The sequence below is a fragment of the Kitasatospora sp. Ki12 genome (genome assembly GCF_054601375.1).
The window spans coordinates 1,411,509-1,426,105 of record NZ_BAAIHT010000001.1 but is presented as its reverse complement, the minus strand read 5'-3'; the positions used below and the strand labels follow the sequence as shown (position 1 = coordinate 1,426,105).

12 protein-coding genes are annotated in these 14,597 nt (G+C 73.5%); 9 read left to right on the top strand and 3 right to left on the bottom strand.

The window, feature by feature from the left end:
* The first annotated feature begins 476 nt into the window (after nt 1-476).
* Complete coding sequence (locus tag ACYP53_RS06070) at nt 477-950, top strand: ATP-binding protein (protein WP_189920012.1); 474 nt, start codon at nt 477-479, stop codon at nt 948-950.
* A 422-nt stretch (nt 951-1,372) separates the two neighbouring features.
* On the opposite strand, the gene ACYP53_RS06065 is transcribed toward ACYP53_RS06070, so the two are convergent.
* A complete protein-coding gene (locus ACYP53_RS06065; protein WP_189920014.1) occupies nt 1,373-2,344 on the bottom strand; it encodes a GlxA family transcriptional regulator in 972 nt (323 codons plus the stop codon).
* A 120-nt stretch (nt 2,345-2,464) separates the two neighbouring features.
* Here ACYP53_RS06065 and ACYP53_RS06060 point away from each other — a divergent pair, with 120 nt between their 5' ends.
* The 5 genes from ACYP53_RS06060 (at nt 2,465) to ACYP53_RS06040 (ending at nt 9,658) form a co-directional block, all read left to right on the top strand.
* Nucleotides 2,465-3,916 (top strand): MFS transporter, encoded by a 1,452-nt coding sequence (locus tag ACYP53_RS06060; RefSeq protein WP_459646827.1) that lies wholly within the window; start codon nt 2,465-2,467, stop codon nt 3,914-3,916.
* Nucleotides 3,917-3,926: 10 nt separating this feature from the next.
* Nucleotides 3,927-4,454, top strand: coding sequence for a GNAT family N-acetyltransferase (locus ACYP53_RS06055; RefSeq protein WP_189920018.1), 528 nt, complete (start codon nt 3,927-3,929; stop codon nt 4,452-4,454).
* Nucleotides 4,455-4,604: 150 nt separating this feature from the next.
* Nucleotides 4,605-4,937 (top strand): DUF4229 domain-containing protein, encoded by a 333-nt coding sequence (locus ACYP53_RS06050; RefSeq protein ID WP_229928864.1) that lies wholly within the window; start codon nt 4,605-4,607, stop codon nt 4,935-4,937.
* Between the two features lie 32 nt (nt 4,938-4,969).
* Nucleotides 4,970-6,094, top strand: a complete 1,125-nt coding sequence (locus ACYP53_RS06045) for a LacI family DNA-binding transcriptional regulator (RefSeq protein ID WP_459646826.1) — start codon at nt 4,970-4,972, stop codon at nt 6,092-6,094.
* 243 nt (nt 6,095-6,337) lie between these two features.
* Nucleotides 6,338-9,658, top strand: coding sequence for an SdrD B-like domain-containing protein (locus tag ACYP53_RS06040; RefSeq protein WP_459646825.1), 3,321 nt, complete (start codon nt 6,338-6,340; stop codon nt 9,656-9,658).
* An 84-nt stretch (nt 9,659-9,742) separates the two neighbouring features.
* Here the strand turns inward: ACYP53_RS06040 and ACYP53_RS06035 are convergent, their stop codons facing one another.
* Nucleotides 9,743-10,957, bottom strand: a complete 1,215-nt coding sequence (locus ACYP53_RS06035) for an MFS transporter (RefSeq protein WP_459646824.1) — start codon at nt 10,955-10,957, stop codon at nt 9,743-9,745.
* Between the two features lie 221 nt (nt 10,958-11,178).
* On the opposite strand from ACYP53_RS06035, the gene ACYP53_RS06030 reads away from it, so the two are divergent.
* Together ACYP53_RS06030 and ACYP53_RS06025 are read left to right on the top strand one after the other, a co-directional pair.
* A complete protein-coding gene (locus tag ACYP53_RS06030; RefSeq protein WP_189920026.1) occupies nt 11,179-11,361 on the top strand; it encodes a hypothetical protein in 183 nt (60 codons plus the stop codon).
* A 98-nt stretch (nt 11,362-11,459) separates the two neighbouring features.
* Nucleotides 11,460-12,791, top strand: coding sequence for a dicarboxylate/amino acid:cation symporter (locus ACYP53_RS06025; RefSeq protein ID WP_189920029.1), 1,332 nt, complete (start codon nt 11,460-11,462; stop codon nt 12,789-12,791).
* A 290-nt stretch (nt 12,792-13,081) separates the two neighbouring features.
* On the opposite strand, the gene ACYP53_RS06020 is transcribed toward ACYP53_RS06025, so the two are convergent.
* Nucleotides 13,082-13,285 carry a cold-shock protein gene (locus ACYP53_RS06020; RefSeq protein WP_189920031.1) on the bottom strand — a complete coding sequence of 68 codons (204 nt, stop codon included), beginning with the start codon at nt 13,283-13,285 and terminating at the stop codon, nt 13,082-13,084.
* Between the two features lie 374 nt (nt 13,286-13,659).
* On the opposite strand from ACYP53_RS06020, the gene ACYP53_RS06015 reads away from it, so the two are divergent.
* Nucleotides 13,660-14,589, top strand: a complete 930-nt coding sequence (locus ACYP53_RS06015; RefSeq protein WP_189920033.1) for a menaquinone biosynthetic enzyme MqnA/MqnD family protein — start codon at nt 13,660-13,662, stop codon at nt 14,587-14,589.
* Nucleotides 14,590-14,597: the final 8 nt, after the last annotated feature.

The window sequence follows — 14,597 nt, the reverse complement described above, 5'->3', positions numbered from 1 at the left end:
CGCGGGCGGGGTCGTCGGACGGTGCGACGGTCCGCTGGTGGGACCGTCCGCCGATGCCGCTGTTCGAGAGCCCCTGGACATATGTCGCACGGGTGGTTCGCGAGTGGCGGGCGGGGCGCCGGGGGCGCGCGGCGGTAGGTTCCGGACTGCGGGACCGGCGGGTCGGCCCGGGCCGGACGATCGCCGGTACGAGGCTCGCGAGAGTGAGCGGGGCAGTATGCACTGCCCTGTCCCCCGATCGCTGGAATATGCCCGAAGCGCTTGCTGCGGTCCGTCCGCCCGCCCATCCTGAGGCGTATTCGGGTCGCGGCCGTCGCGCGACCGACGGGTCGGCGCCGGCGAGTGGGCGCGGTGGACGGGCCGGGCGGTCGCCCGGGTGCGGCTCGGGTGGCGCCGGGCGGAGTGCGAGGGCCCGCCGGCCGGAGGATCCGGCCCGATCGGGACTAGGCCGAACTGCGAGTGCGGGTGGTGGAGCGGTGCAGGTTCTTCAGGTACAGCTGGCGGTGCAGGCGGACCCCGCCGAGGTCGGCCGGGCCCGTCGCTGGGTGCGCTCGCGGCTGTTGAACCACGGGGTGGACCCGGACGCGCCGATGGCCGAGACGGTGGTGCTGGTGGTCTCCGAGCTGGTGACCAACGCCGTGGTGCACACCGGCTGTCCGGCCGTGCTGAGACTCTGCCTGCCGATGACCGGGGGACCGGCGGAGGGCGGACCGGCCGTTCCGCTGCGGGTGGAGGTCGCGGACGCGAGCGAGACCGCTCCCGCCCCGCGGCACGCCGGGGCGGACGAGGACGCGACCAACGGGCGCGGCCTGGAGCTGGTCGAGCTGCTCTGCGAGCGCTGGGGCTGGTACCCGGACGGCTCGGGCAAGCGGGTCTGGTGCGAGATCGGCGCCGACGCCCGGCCCGCCGATCCGCTGGCCGACGTGGACTGGGCGGCTTTGGCGCAATAGCGGCTGTCGCGACGGCCGGGGATCCGTGGCGATCACCGGCCGAAAGGTGACGCAACCATTCCGAATTTCCGACTACCCATTGACGTGACGTATCCGACTGATCACGCTTGGGTGCGGCTCTCCGTCGCGAGGGGACGCCGAGGGGTCGTCCGTCCACCGCCGCGGTGCCGCTGTCCAGGGGGTACGTGTCAGCGAGGGGGGCCGCGAGTGCCGGTCACGGGCCGCTCCTCGGCGAGTGCGGGGGCCGCGGCGCGGGTTCAGGGCCCGAGCGTCGCGATCGGATGGCGGCAGGCGGCTCAGCGCTAGGGGCGCGCGCGGCCTGCCGCCATCCGATGTGTCGCCGTGGAGCGTCGGAATCCGGCCACCGGGACGTAACGATCCGGGCGGTCGCCGCGGACCGTACCGGCCGTACCGGCGACCCCCTACCGGGGAGCGGTGCGGAAGGTGCGCCGGTAGGCGCTCGGCGCCACGTCGAGCCGTCCGCGCAGCTGGAGCCGGAGCGAGGCGGCGGTGCCGAAGCCGGACTCCCGCGCGATCTGGTCGATCGACAGATCGGTCCGCTCCAGCAGCTGGCGGGCCCGTTCGGTGCGCTGGGTGGTGATCCACTGGCCGGGGCTGGCGCCGGTCTCCTCCCGGAAGCGCCGGGTGAAGGTCCGTACGCTCATGCCCGCCCGGTCGGCGAGCCGGCTCAGCGCGAGCGGCTGGTCCAGGTGCTCCAGCGCCCAGGCGCGCACGGCCGCGGTGCCGGGACCGCCGGCGTCCACCGGGCTCGGGGCCTCGACGTACTGCTTCTGGCCGCCCTCCCGCCACGGCGGCACCAGGCAGTTGCGGGCCACCGCGTTGGCCACCGCGCTGCCGTGGTCCCGGCGCACCACGTGCAGGCAGAGGTCCACGCCGGCCGCGACCCCGCCGGAGGTGAGGACGTCGCCGTCGTCGGTGTAGAGCACGTCCGGATCGAGCCGTACCCGGGGGAACAGGCGGGCGAAGCGCTCGGTGTAGCGCCAGTGGGTGGTGGCCGGGCGGCCGTCCAGCAGGCCGGCCGCGGCCAGCACGAAGGAGCCGGTGCAGATCGACATCAGCCGGGTGCCGGGCCGGATCCGGGCCAGCGCGGCGGCCAGCTCGGGGGTGAAGCAGGCGTCGGCGACCGCCGGGCCGGAGTCGGCGGAGGCCGGGACCACCACCGTGTCGGCCCGCGCCAGGAGTTCCGGCCCGTGGTCGACCATGACCCGGAAGTCGGCGCTGGTGGCGATCGGCCGCCCGTCCAGCGTGCAGGTGGCCACCTCGTAGTACGGCCGCCCGTCCGGGTCCTTGGCGCCGCCGAAGATGCGGGCCGGGATGCCGAGTTCGAAGGCGATCGCGCCCTCCAGGGCGAGTACCGCGACCAGGTGCGCCATGTCGTCCCCTCGGGTGTCGGTGGGTCCGGGCCAGCGTACGCCGGGCCGTGGCCCGATTCTTGCGAAAGCTGTCGTTCAGGCCACTCGTCCCGGTCCGGGCGGACCGGGACACTCGTCCGGGTGACCGAACGCAGCGCCCCCACGCCCGCCCCCGCCTCCACATCCGTCGCCGCCGCCACACCCGCCGCCGCCACACCCGCCGCCGCCACACCCGCCGCCACACCCGCCCCCGCCGCCACACCCGCCCCGCGCCGCCGGGTGCACTACGCCTGGGTGGTGGCCGGCGTCTCCCTGCTCGTCCTGCTCGGCTCGGCCGGCTTCCGCTCCACGCCGAGCCTGATGATGGACGCCCTGCACAACGAGTTCGGCTGGTCGCTCGGGACGATCTCCAGCGCCACCTCCGTCAACCTGACCCTCTACGGCCTCACCGCCCCCTTCGCCGCCGCCCTGATGGACCGGTTCGGGGTGCGCCTGGTGGTGGTCTGCGCGCTGCTGACCATCTCGGTCGGTTCCGGCCTCACCATGCTGATGCGCGAACCCTGGCAACTGGTGCTCTGCTGGGGCGTGCTGGTCGGCCTCGGCAGCGGCTCGATGGCCGGCGCCTTCGCCACCACCATCACCGGCCGCTGGTTCCGGGCCCGCCAGGGCCTGGTCACCGGGGTGCTGACCGCCGCCGGCGCGGCGGGCAACCTGGTCTTCCTGCCGGTCGGCGCCTGGCTGGTCGAACAGCACGGCTGGCGCTCGGCCGTGGTCGTGGTCTCGCTCGCCGCCACCGCCGTCGCCGTCCCGGTCCTGCTGCTGATGCGCGAACGGCCCGCCGACCTCGGCCTGCTCCCGTACGGCGCCACCGAGGAGGAGCCGCCCGCCGCCGCCACCGACGGCCGCGCCCTGGCCCGCTCGCTGCGGGTGCTGCGCGACGCCGCCCGTTCCCGGGCGTTCTGGCTGCTGGCCGGCTCCTTCGCGATCTGCGGCGCCACCACCGCCGGGCTGGTCGGCACCCACTTCATCCCGGCCGCGCACGACCACGGCATGCCGGTCACCACCGCCGCGAGCCTGCTCGCGCTGATCGGCGTCTTCGACGTGGTCGGCACCGTCTTCAGCGGCTGGCTCACCGACCGGGTCGACTCCCGGATGCTGCTGACCGTCTACTACGGGCTGCGCGGCCTGTCCCTGCTCCTGCTGCCGCAGCTGATGGCCGGATCGCTGCAGCCGCCGATCCTCGCCTTCGTGGTCTTCTACGGCCTGGACTGGGTCGCCACCGTGCCGCCGACCGTCGCGCTCTGCCGCCGGCACTTCGGCGAGGACGCCCCGATCGTCTTCGGCTGGGTGCTGGCCAGCCACCAGATCGGCGCGGCCGTCGTCGCCGGGCTGGCCGGTCTGGCCCGCGACGCGCTGGGGAACTACGACCTGACCTGGTACGCCGCCGGCGGGCTGTGCGCGGTCGCGGTCGGGCTCTGCCTGGCGCTGCGCACCGGGCGGCCCGGCGGGCCGGGGGCCGTCGGTGCTGCCGGTCCTGGTGGTGCCACCGGTGCCACCGGTGCTCAGGGGAAGGCCGTCACCGCGGAGGTCTAGGCTCCGTTTCATGGCGCTCACCTTCACCCTGGACCCCAAGCTCGACCCCGACCTGCGGACGGAGATCGTCCGGCTCTGGACCGACGTCACCAATGCCGGCGGCGCGGTCGGCTTCGTGGCCCCGGTCACCGAGGAGGAGGTGTGGGACACCGCCGACCACCAGTTCGCCGGGGTCGGGCCGGACGGCCCGGACCGGCTGCTGGCCGCGCGAGACGGCGACACCGGCCGGCTGGTCGGCGTGCTGTTCTTCGCGTCGATGCGGTTCGGGCCGATGGAGCACTGGCGGCTGCTCAAGCGGGTCATGGTGCACCCCGACTTCCAGGGCCTCGGCCACGGCGCCCGGCTGCTCGCCGAGGCCGAGCGGATCGCCAGGCAGTGGGGCCTGCAGTCGCTGCGGCTCACCGCACGCGGGGGCCTGGGGCTGGAGGACTTCTACGCCCGCAGCGGCTACCGGGAGGTCGGCCGGGTGCCGGGCGCGATCCGGGTCGCTCCCGGGGACGACCGCGACGACATCACGATGTGGCTCGACCTGCGCTGACCCCGCCCCGGACGGGAGCGGACGGCTTCTGTCACGGGAGCGGACGGCCGCGGTGGGTGACCTCCGGCCCGCGTCTGCCGTCAGGCATGCTTGACTGGTGGACCGACCCCGGCAGGACCCGCCGCCGCGAACGAGAAGGATGTGTCCCCAGTGAGCAGCAACGGCCCGGCGAAGTCGCACGCCACGCTCCGCTACACCTCCATGCGGGTCAGCATCTTCCTCGGCTGCCTGCTGGTCGCCCTGCTGCTCGGACACTTCCAGGTCATCCCGGTCAGCGGTCAGACGGGCATGATCTTCCTGTTCCTGCTGGCCGCGGTCGCCTCCGCGCCGCTCAGCTACGCGCTGCTGAGCAAGCAGCGCGACGAGATGTCCGCGCAGATCAGCGGCAAGGTCGCCGGGATGCGCACGCGCAACGCGGAGCGGGACGCCATGGAGGACGCCGCGGACGACGCCGCCCGCGCCGCGTCCGCCGGTCAGAACTGATCCCCGGCCCCGCCCACCGCGCCCCCGCCACCGTGTCCGCCGACCTTCCGGCCGACCTCCCGGCCGACGCGCCCGCCGACCTGCCCGCCGAGGTGCCCGCGACCCCGGAGTCCGCGCCGCCCGGGCAGTCCGCCGCGGACAGCTCGCTCGGCACCTGGCCGGCCCCCGTCCGCCGGCCCACCGGGCGGGACGTGGCCCGGCTGGCCGGGGTCTCCCAGGCCACCGTGTCGCTGGTCTTCTCCGGCGCCGAGGCCGGCCGCCGGGTCTCCGAGGCCACCCGGGAGCGGGTCCGGGAGGCCGCGCGCAGCCTCGGCTACCGCCCGCAGGCGGCCGGCCGGCAGCTGCGACTGGGCCGCAGCGGAATGATCCTGCTGGCCGTGCCGAACCTGCAGGGCCCGTTCTTCGGCCGGGTGCTGGAGGGCGTCCACCAGGAGGCCGGCCGCAACGGGCTGGCCGTGGTGGTCAGTTCGGGCTGGGGCAGTGCGACCCTCGCCGAGGCCGCCACCGCGGGCCGCTTCGACGGCCTGCTGATCTGCTCCCCGGACGACAGCCAGCTCGGCGAGCTGCCCGCCGACACCCCCGCCGTCTTCCTGGACGCCGACCCGGGCACCGACCGGGCCCGCCCGACCGTCGAGTTGGACGTGGCCGGCGGGATGCGGGCCGCCGTCGAGCACCTGGCCGCCCTCGGCCACCGCCGGATCGGCCGGCTGCGCTCCACCCACGCCGCGTACACCTTCCGGGTGCGACAGGCCGCCTTCGAGCGGGCGGTGCGCGGACTCGGCCTGGACGTGGTGGAGCTGGGCGTGAGCCTGAACGAGGGCCACCGGGCCGCGCGGGCCGTGGCCGACCGGCTGCTCGCCCCGGCGGACCGGCCGCGCGCGGTGATCTGCGACGACGACGTGGTCGCCTCCGGCGTCTACCAGGCCGCCGCCGCGCTGGGACTGCGGGTGCCGGAGGACCTCTCCGTGGTCGGGATGGACAACGTCGCGGTGGCCGCGCTGCTCTCCCCGCCGCTGACCACCGTCGACCTGCCCGGCGAGGAGCTGGGCCGGGCGGGCGCGGCCGCGCTGGCGGGCCTGCTGCGGGGGGAACGGGTGGAGCCGGTGGCGCCGCTGGCCACCTCGCTGGTGCTCCGGGCCTCCACTGCCGCGGCGTAAGGCCTCTCGGCGCAGGGCCGCTCGGCGCAGGGCCGCTTGGCACAGGTCCTCCGGGCGGTGGGACCCCTCGGGGGCCGTGTCCATCTGTCGGATTAGTTCGAACAGGTGATTACCGGTCAGTCCTTCTCGCGTCGTCGGTGCACCGGCGCGAGCGGACGGTGAGATTCCGGCATGCGGACGTCCCGACCACGAACCCCACGCCTGTCCAGAGCAGCCCGAACGGCCGCGGCCTTCGGCCTCCTCGTGGGCACCCTGCTCACCGGCACCCTCACCGCCCCGCCCGCCGAAGCCGCCGTCACCTTCACCAAGACGGTGGACCGGGCCACCGTGGCGCCCGGCGAGAACGTCACCTACACCCTGCGCTACACCTGCTCGGTGACCGACTGCACCAACGGCCGGATCACCGACAGCCTCCCCGCCGGGATGGAGTTCGTCGGCTGGGTTCCGGACGGGTCCACCGTGGACGTCGCGGACTCCACCGTGCCGGCCGCGGGGACGGTCGGCGGCACCCTCGACATCAAGCTGCTCACCCTCACCCCGGGCACCACCGCGACCGTCAAGGTCGTGCTCAAGTTCCCCAACTTCACCACCCCGAACAACACCAGCACCGTCAACTCGGCCACGCTGACCGCCGACGGGGAGACCCCGCAGACCGGCTCGGCCACCACCACCGCGGTCGTCCAGCCCGACTACAAGGTCACCAAGGGCGTCCAGACCAGCAGCCAGGACGGCCGCTCGGTCACCTACCAGTTCAGCGCCTGCTCCACCTCCGGCGTCCCCAACGTCGACCTGGACGCCAGCCGGCTGGTCGACACCCTGCCGCCCGGCGCGGTCGTCGACGCCGGCCGCTCGCCCGGCTGGACCCAGGACCCGGACAACCCGGACCGCTGGACCTACGACATCGGCGCGTTCCGGTCCGGCAACGGCCAGGCCGGCTGCCGCATCCCCGGCGTGCTGGTCGTCAACTACCCCGACCCGACCTTCCCCAGCGGCACCACCTCCACCAACTCCGTGGTCCTGCAAGGCGACCCGCTCGGCCCCGAGCCGATCCGCGACCTGTCCACCGCCACCGCGCAGACCAACACCTTCCAGCCGCCCGCCACCGGCATCCAGGTCACTGCGGCCAAGCAGTGGGACAGCACGGTCGTCTCCGGCAACATCGCCTCCATCAACCTGTACCCCGGCAACACCGCCGGGCCCGCCACCAGCCTGGTGATGACCGACCCCGGCTCCGGCACCACCCCGGGCCTCTACGACTGGCTGTTCCCGCAGGCCCTCCAGCTGTCGGAGTGGAACCCCGCCAGCATCGTCCTCACCCTGCAGTACCGGCTGAACGGCGACCCGGCCTGGCAGACCTTCACCCCCGGTGGCCCGTTCAACGGCTCCACCTCCCGCTGGATCACCTTCGCCGAGGGCGCCGGCGACCCGGTCAACGACGTGATCGGCATTCCGGCCGGCCGCTGGCTGGACGGGCTGCGCTTCGCCTGGAACGGCCCGATCCCCACCGGTTGGACCCCGGGCAACGCCGTCCGGCTCCACGCCCAGGTGGTCACCCCCGGCCACGACGGCCGCCCCGCGCCCACCCCGCTGCACAACTGCGTGGACGTGACCGGCACCGACGCCGCGGGCGAGACCTCCTCGGCGAGCGCCTGCGCCGACACCACCGTCACCGCGACCACCAACCTCGGCGCCGCCAAGACCACCACCGCCGGCGCCGTCCTCGCCCCCGGCGGCATCGCCACCTTCGAGGTCGTCCCCTACAACCGCACCGGCCGTACCCTGGCCACCCCGCTCGTCATGTACGACCTGCTGCCGCCCGGCCTCGTCTACGTGGACGGCAGCGCCCGCCGCAACCCCGCCTACGCGGAGTCCGTCGCCCCGCAGTCCGTCCAGGTGCTGCCCGGAGCGAACGGCCGCCAGCTGCTCAAGATGACCTGGCCGGCCGGCGCGCCCGACATGATGTACCTCAACGACCACCGGGCCTACCGCACCCTGATCGACGTCCAGGTGGCCGGCAGCGCCCAGCCCGGCACCCTCACCAACGACGTGTACGTCACCACCGAGGGCGCCACCGCGCCGGTCTCCTGCTTCTACTTCGGCACCGACGGCGGAGTGCCGGACAGCAACGACGTCAACGGCAACGGCGACACCACCGAGACCGTCTGCCACGCCTCCTCCCAGGTCGAGGTGCAGGTCCCGGCCGTGCTGCGCTCCTTCAAGGAGGTCAAGGGCGACCTCGACAAGGACTACGCCAGCACCGGCACCACCACCCCCGGCGGCGGCATCTCCTACCGGCTGACCGTCCGCAACGACTCGCCCGACCCGGTCACCGAGTTCATCGCGTACGACAAGCTGCCCACCCCGGGCGACTCGTACGTGCTGCGCGAGGACGTCCCGCGCGGCTCCGCCTGGACGCCCTCGCTGACCCAGCCGCTGACCTCCAGCGACCCGACCGTGGTGATCGAGTACACCACCTCGCCGAACCCCTGTCTGACCGGCGCGATCACCGTGCCCGGGCCGTGCGACGCCGGCGCGCAGTGGAGCACCGCCTTCCCCGGACCGGGCAACGCCACCTGGTTCCGGGTCCGCCGCCCCGGCACCCTGCCGGCCGGCGGGCTGTTCACCCTGACCTGGTCGATGGTCGCCTCGGTGGACGCCGGCAACGCCGACTTCGCCTGGAACAGCTTCGCCTACACCGCGACCGACTCCACCGGCAGTCCGCTGCTGCCCGCCGAGCCCGCCAAGGTCGGCGTCGGCGTGCAGGCGCCGGTGCCGCCGAACAACTCGCTCGGCGACTTCGTCTGGGTCGACCGCGACGGCAGCGGCATCCAGAAGCCGGGCGACCCGGGAGTCCCCGGTGTCCGGGTGGAGCTGCTGGACGGGGCCGGGCAGCCGGTCCGGGACAAGATGGGCAAGCCCGTCACCACGGTGACGGACGGCGGCGGGCACTACCTGTTCGACAAGCTGCCGGACGGGCAGTACGCGGTGCGCTTCGACCTGGCGACCATCCCGAAGGGGGCGAAGGTCACCGTGCAGCACGCCGGGACGGATCCGGCGCTGGACTCGGACGCCGACCCGGCCACCGGGCTCACCCAGACGGTGCGGCTCGCGGGCGGGCAGCAGGACCTGGACCTGGACATGGGGCTGGTCCTGGCGAGTTCGCCGTCGCCTTCGCCGACGAACTCGCCTTCGCCCACGAACTCGCCCTCGCCTTCACCGACGAGCTCGCCTTCGCCCACCTCGTCGCCGTCGCCCACGAGCTCGCCGTCGCCGACCTCGTCGCCGTCCCCGACGGGCTCGCCGTCGCCGACGGGGAGCCCGTGGCACAGCCCGACCCACAGCCCGACCCACAGCCCGACCCACAGCCCGTCGCCGAGCTGGAGCCCGACCACGGGTGAGCCCTGGTCACCGACGCACGGCCCGCACCCGTCGCCGAGCCACGGTGGCGAGCTGCCCGGCACGGGTGGGGCCGGATGGCTGCCGGCCGTGCTCGGCATCGCCGTCCTCGGCTGCGGCGTGCTGTTCACCGTGATCGCCTGGGGCCGCCGGGGCCGCCACAGCTGATCACCCGTAGGCCCGTAGCCAGAACGGAAGAGACCGCGCCCACCGGCCAGACCACCGGTGGGCGCGGTCGTTCATGGGGCGGGCTCAGCCCACCGGGACGGGCCGGGCCACGGCGACGGGCGTGACGGGCGCCGCGCGGAACCAGCGCCTGGCGCCGAACAGCAGCAGCCCGCCGAGCGCGATGCCGCCCGCCGCGCAGAGCGCGACCGGCCGCAGCGAGTCCTCGGCGAGGTTGCCGGAGACCGCGTAGCCGAGCGAGTTGCCGGTGGCGAACAGCGTCACCAGCCAGGCGAAGGCCTCGGTGACCGTGCCGGTCGGCGCCAGCTCGGCGACCAGGACGAACGCCGCCGCGAGCAGCGGCGCCAGCATGACCCCGGACAGGAAGGCCAGCGCGGCCATCGGGTACGGCCCGGGCAGCGCGACCAGCGGCAGGTAGGAGGCGGCCATCGCGAGCGCCATCACCCAGGTGCGGGTGGCGGTGGTGTGCCGCCACTTGACCGCGCCGTAGGCGAGCGCGCCGAGCAGTCCGCCGAGCGCGGCCAGCGCCAGCAGGGTGCCCGCGCCGCCCGGCAGCCCACCCTCGTGGTGCTCGGCGTAGGCGATGAACAGCACGTTCTGGGCGCCGACCGCCCAGCCGGCCCCGGCCAGTCCGACCAGCAGCAGCACCAGGCCGGGGGAGCGCAGCGGGCCGAGCAGCCCGGCGGAGTGCGCGCGGACCGGGGCGCGCCAGGCCTTGGCCGGTGCGGCGGTGGCCACGATCAGCGCGCCGGCCAGGCCGAGCCCGGCGGCCACCCAGAGCGCGGCGACCGGGCTGAACAGACCGGCGATCCCGGCGACGGCCAGCGGTCCGGCGACGTAGAGGATCTGCTGCGAGGCGGAGTCGAAGGCGTAGGCGGTGTCGAGCTGCTCCTCCTCGACGACGTCCGGCCAGAGCGAGCGCAGGCAGGGCTCCAGCGGAGGCATCGCGAGGCCGGCGATCGCGGCGCCGACCGGTGCGGCGAGCGGGGAGGCGGGGGCGAGTGCGAGCAGCGCGTACCCGCCGCCGGCCACCAGTGCCGAGGCGAGCAGCACACGCGGCTGCCCGGTGCGGTCCACGATCCGTCCGAGCACCGGCCCGCCGACGGCCGCGGCGATCGCGTACGCGGCGGTGGCCAGCCCGATCCGCCCGTACGGCGCGCCGGCCTCGCGCAGGGCGAGGGCGATCACCAGGGCGGTCATGCCGGCGGGCAGGCGGCCGAGCAGGGTGCCGAGGAGCAGACGGGTGACGTGCGGGGCGCGGAGCAGGGCGAGGTAGCCCATCGGTGTCTTCTCCGGTCGGGCAGGCGGGGGCGGGGACGTCAACAAAGTTATACGTATAACTGCTCGGCGGTCAACCGAGCCTGCGATCCGGACTGATGGGGCGTCAGCTTCGTTCGTGCCCGGAGTCACGGTCCGGGGTGACGTGCGGATGCGGAGGGAGTTGGCTCGATCTCAAACAAGTACTTTGAACATCTCAAACCTTTACTGCTAACGTATCGGCCATGACAGCCTCAGACGCACTGCGGACGCACGGCCCGGGCACGCTGCCCGATGCCGCCCGCCCGTGCGCTCTGACCGGCGCCGTGGACCGTCCGCGCCGTTGTCGCGCCATGAGCTGCACCGCCCCGAGCTGCACCCTCCTGAGCCGCACCGACCTGAGCTGTACCGCGGCGGCACGCCCCTGACCGGGGGCCCCGACCCTCCCGTCCGGCCCCGCGCCGTGCCGCCCGCTCCACCGCACACCTCACCGTTCAGCAACGCCCTCCCCCGGAGTCGCACCCCCATGTCCACAGCGCCCGAGGCGACCTCGTCGCCGTCCGTGCTCGCCCGTATCCGCAAGACACCGTTCTGGGTGCAGATCGTCGCCGGCCTGGTGCTCGGCGTCGGCCTCGGCTACCTGGCCCGGGCCGCCGACATCTCCTGGCTGGCCACCACCCTGGAGACCATCGGCAAGATCTTCGTCCAGCTGCTCAAGCTGGCCGTCCCGCCGCTGGTGTTCACCGCGATCGTGGTGAGCGTCGCCAACCTGCGCAACGTCACCAACGCGGCCCGGCTGGCCACCCGCACGCTGCTCTGGTTCATGATCACCTCGCTGATCGCGGTCGCCATCGGCCTGGGCCTGGGCCTGCTGACCAACCCCGGCCGGGGCACCAACCTGAAGACCGAGGGCCTCAAGGCGCTCGACTCCAAGGGCACCTGGATCGACTTCCTGACCGGGATCTTCCCGACCAACGTCGTCGACGCCTTCGCCAAGGTGAACGTGCTGCAGATCGTCTTCATGGCGGTCGTGGTCGGCGCGGCGATCATCAAGCTCGGCGCCAAGGCCGAGCCGGTCCTCAAGCTCAGCGAGTCCGTGCTGGAGCTGACCCAGACCGCCCTGTGGTGGGTCATCCGGCTCTCCCCGCTCGGCACCCTCGGCCTGATCGGCAAGTCCGTCGCCAAGTACGGCTGGGACCTGCTCAAGCCCTTCGCCACGCTGACCCTCGACATCTACGTCGGCTGCGCGCTGGTGCTGTTCGTCGTCTACTCGCTGCTGCTGCGCTTCGCCGCGGGCCTCAACCCGCTGCACTTCTTCAAGGGCGCCTGGCCCGCGATCCAGCTGGCCTTCGTCTCGCGCTCCTCGGTCGGCACCCTGCCGGTCACCCGCCGCGTCACCGAGCGCCTCGGCGTCCCGAGCGAGTACGCGTCGTTCTCGGTCCCGTTCGGCGCGACCACCAAGATGGACGGCTGCGCCGCGATCTACCCGGCGATCGCCGCGATCTTCGTCGCCCAGGTCTACAACATCGAGCTCGGCATCAAGGACTACATCCTGATCGCCTTCGTCTCGGTGGTCGGCTCGGCCGCCACCGCGGGCCTCACCGGTGCGATCGTCATGCTGACGCTCACCCTGTCCACCCTGGGCCTGCCGCTGGAGGGCGTCGGCCTGCTGCTCGCCATCGACCCGATCCTGGACATGATGCGCACCGCGACCAACGTCGCCGGCCAGGTCCTGGTGCCGGTCGTGGTCGCCGCGCGGGAGAAGATCCTCGACGTCGCCGCGTACAACAGCCCCTCGGGCGACCTGTACGACACGGACGCCCCGAAGGTCGCCGTCCAGGGGGCGGCTGCGGCCTGACGGCCTGCTGGTCTCTCGGCCCGCTGAGCTCGGCTCGGTTCCGGCCGACGTGCGGTGAAGGGCCCTCTCCCGGTGACGGGGGAGGGCCCGTCCGTGTCTCCGTCCGGGCGTGTCCGCGCGGAGACCCGTCCGTGCGGAGACCCGTCCGTGCGGAGGCCCGTCCGGAAAAGGCAGGGGGCCCACCGAAAGGCGGGCCCCCTTGGGTACTGCTCTTGTGCTCATGGTGACGGCTGTCGGGAGCCGCCGGTGGACCCGTCGGGGTCCCGAGCGATCAGATCATCAGAGGATGGTCAGACAGCGGTGACGTTCTCCGCCTGCGGGCCCTTCGGGCCCTGGGTGACGTCGAAGGTGACCGTCTGGTTCTCCTCCAGCGAACGGAAGCCGTTCGCGTTGATGGCGGAGTAGTGAACGAAGACGTCGGGGCCGCCGCCCTCCTGGGCGATGAAGCCGAAGCCCTTCTCAGCGTTGAACCACTTGACGGTTCCCTGAGCCATGCCGTTCTCCTTGCGATGCGTGTCGGGGACCACACCGTGTGGCTCCCGGTCCGCTGCGCTGATCGCCCTGCCTCCGGAACGAGTCCGAAGTTTTTCGATATTGCTGAAAAACTACAAAAAGCCTGCGGTTACATGCTCCGCAGGCTTCAAGTACTGCAAGGGGAATCAAACTGCAACTGAGGGCAACGCTAGCATGCGGCCGCTGTGACGACCAGAGGTCGCTTTCGGCACGGAAGGCGCGTGTCGTAAGGCCGGGAGCGGGCGCGGAAAGGCGTGTTGGGGGCGCGTGGTGGCGTGTCGGGCGGCCGGTGCGAGCCGTCGTGAACGGCGGGCATACGCTGCGGGGAGGCGCACGAACAGCAAGGAGCGGCTCAGTGGCAGCACCGGACGCACAAACACCGGACGCGCGAACGCGGGAGCCCCGGAACACCCCGGCCGGGGAGAACACGCCGGTCAGGCCCAGGGTCGGCCATATTCAGTTCCTGAACTGCGTGCCCCTCTACTGGGGACTCGCCAGGACCGGCAATCTGCTCGATCTGGACCTCACCAAGGACACCCCGGAGAAGCTGAGCGACCAGCTCGTCGACGGCGGCCTGGACATCGGGCCGATCACCTGCGTGGAGTACCTCCGCAACGCCGATGACCTGCTGGTCCTTCCCGACATCGCGGTCGGCAGCGACGGTCCGGTGATGTCCTGCCTGATCGTGAGCAAGGTGCCGCTCGCCGACCTCGACGGCCGCCGGGTCGCCCTCGGCTCCACCAGCCGTACCTCGGTCCGGCTCGCCCGGCTGCTCCTGGAGGAGCGCGAGGGCGTGCGCCCGGAGTACTTCAGCTGCCCGCCGGATCTCAGTGCGATGCTCGCCGAGGCCGACGCCGCCGTCCTGATCGGCGACCCGGCGCTGCGCGCCTACCTCGGGCAGGCCGCCGATCTCGGGCTGACCGTCCACGACCTCGGTGAGATGTGGAAGGAGTGGACCGGCCTGCCGTTCGTCTTCGCGGTCTGGGCGGTGCGCCGGGAGTTCGCCGAGCGCCGTCCGGAGCTGACCGCGGCGGTGCACCGGGCCTTCCTGGAGTCCCGCGACCTGTCGCTGGTGGAGGCCGCCAAGGTCGCCGAGCAGGCCGCCCGCTGGGAGGCCTTCGGGGCGGACGTGCTGGAGCGGTACTTCAGCGAGGCGCTCGACTTCTCGCTCGGCGAGCGGCAGCTCGCGGGCGTCGCCGAGTTCGCCCGACGGGTCGCGCACGACAGCGGCTTCGCGCCGGACGTGGCGGTGCGGCTGCTGGAGCCGGCGGAGCTGCCGCTGTAGGCGGGAGC

What these genes read in the sequence shown, in the direction of transcription:
- ACYP53_RS06065 (WP_189920014.1), bottom strand. Translation starts at nt 2,344, where the DNA reads ATGGCGCACCTGGTCGCGGTACTCGCCCTGGAGGGCGCGATCGCCTTC.
- ACYP53_RS06055 (WP_189920018.1), top strand. Translation starts at nt 3,927, where the DNA reads ATGGCGCTCACCTTCACCCTGGACCCCAAGCTCGACCCCGACCTGCGG.
- ACYP53_RS06035 (WP_459646824.1), bottom strand. Translation starts at nt 10,957, where the DNA reads ATGGGCTACCTCGCCCTGCTCCGCGCCCCGCACGTCACCCGTCTGCTC.
- ACYP53_RS06030 (WP_189920026.1), top strand. Translation starts at nt 11,179, where the DNA reads ATGACAGCCTCAGACGCACTGCGGACGCACGGCCCGGGCACGCTGCCC.
- ACYP53_RS06025 (WP_189920029.1), top strand. Translation starts at nt 11,460, where the DNA reads ATGTCCACAGCGCCCGAGGCGACCTCGTCGCCGTCCGTGCTCGCCCGT.
- ACYP53_RS06020 (WP_189920031.1), bottom strand. Translation starts at nt 13,285, where the DNA reads ATGGCTCAGGGAACCGTCAAGTGGTTCAACGCTGAGAAGGGCTTCGGC.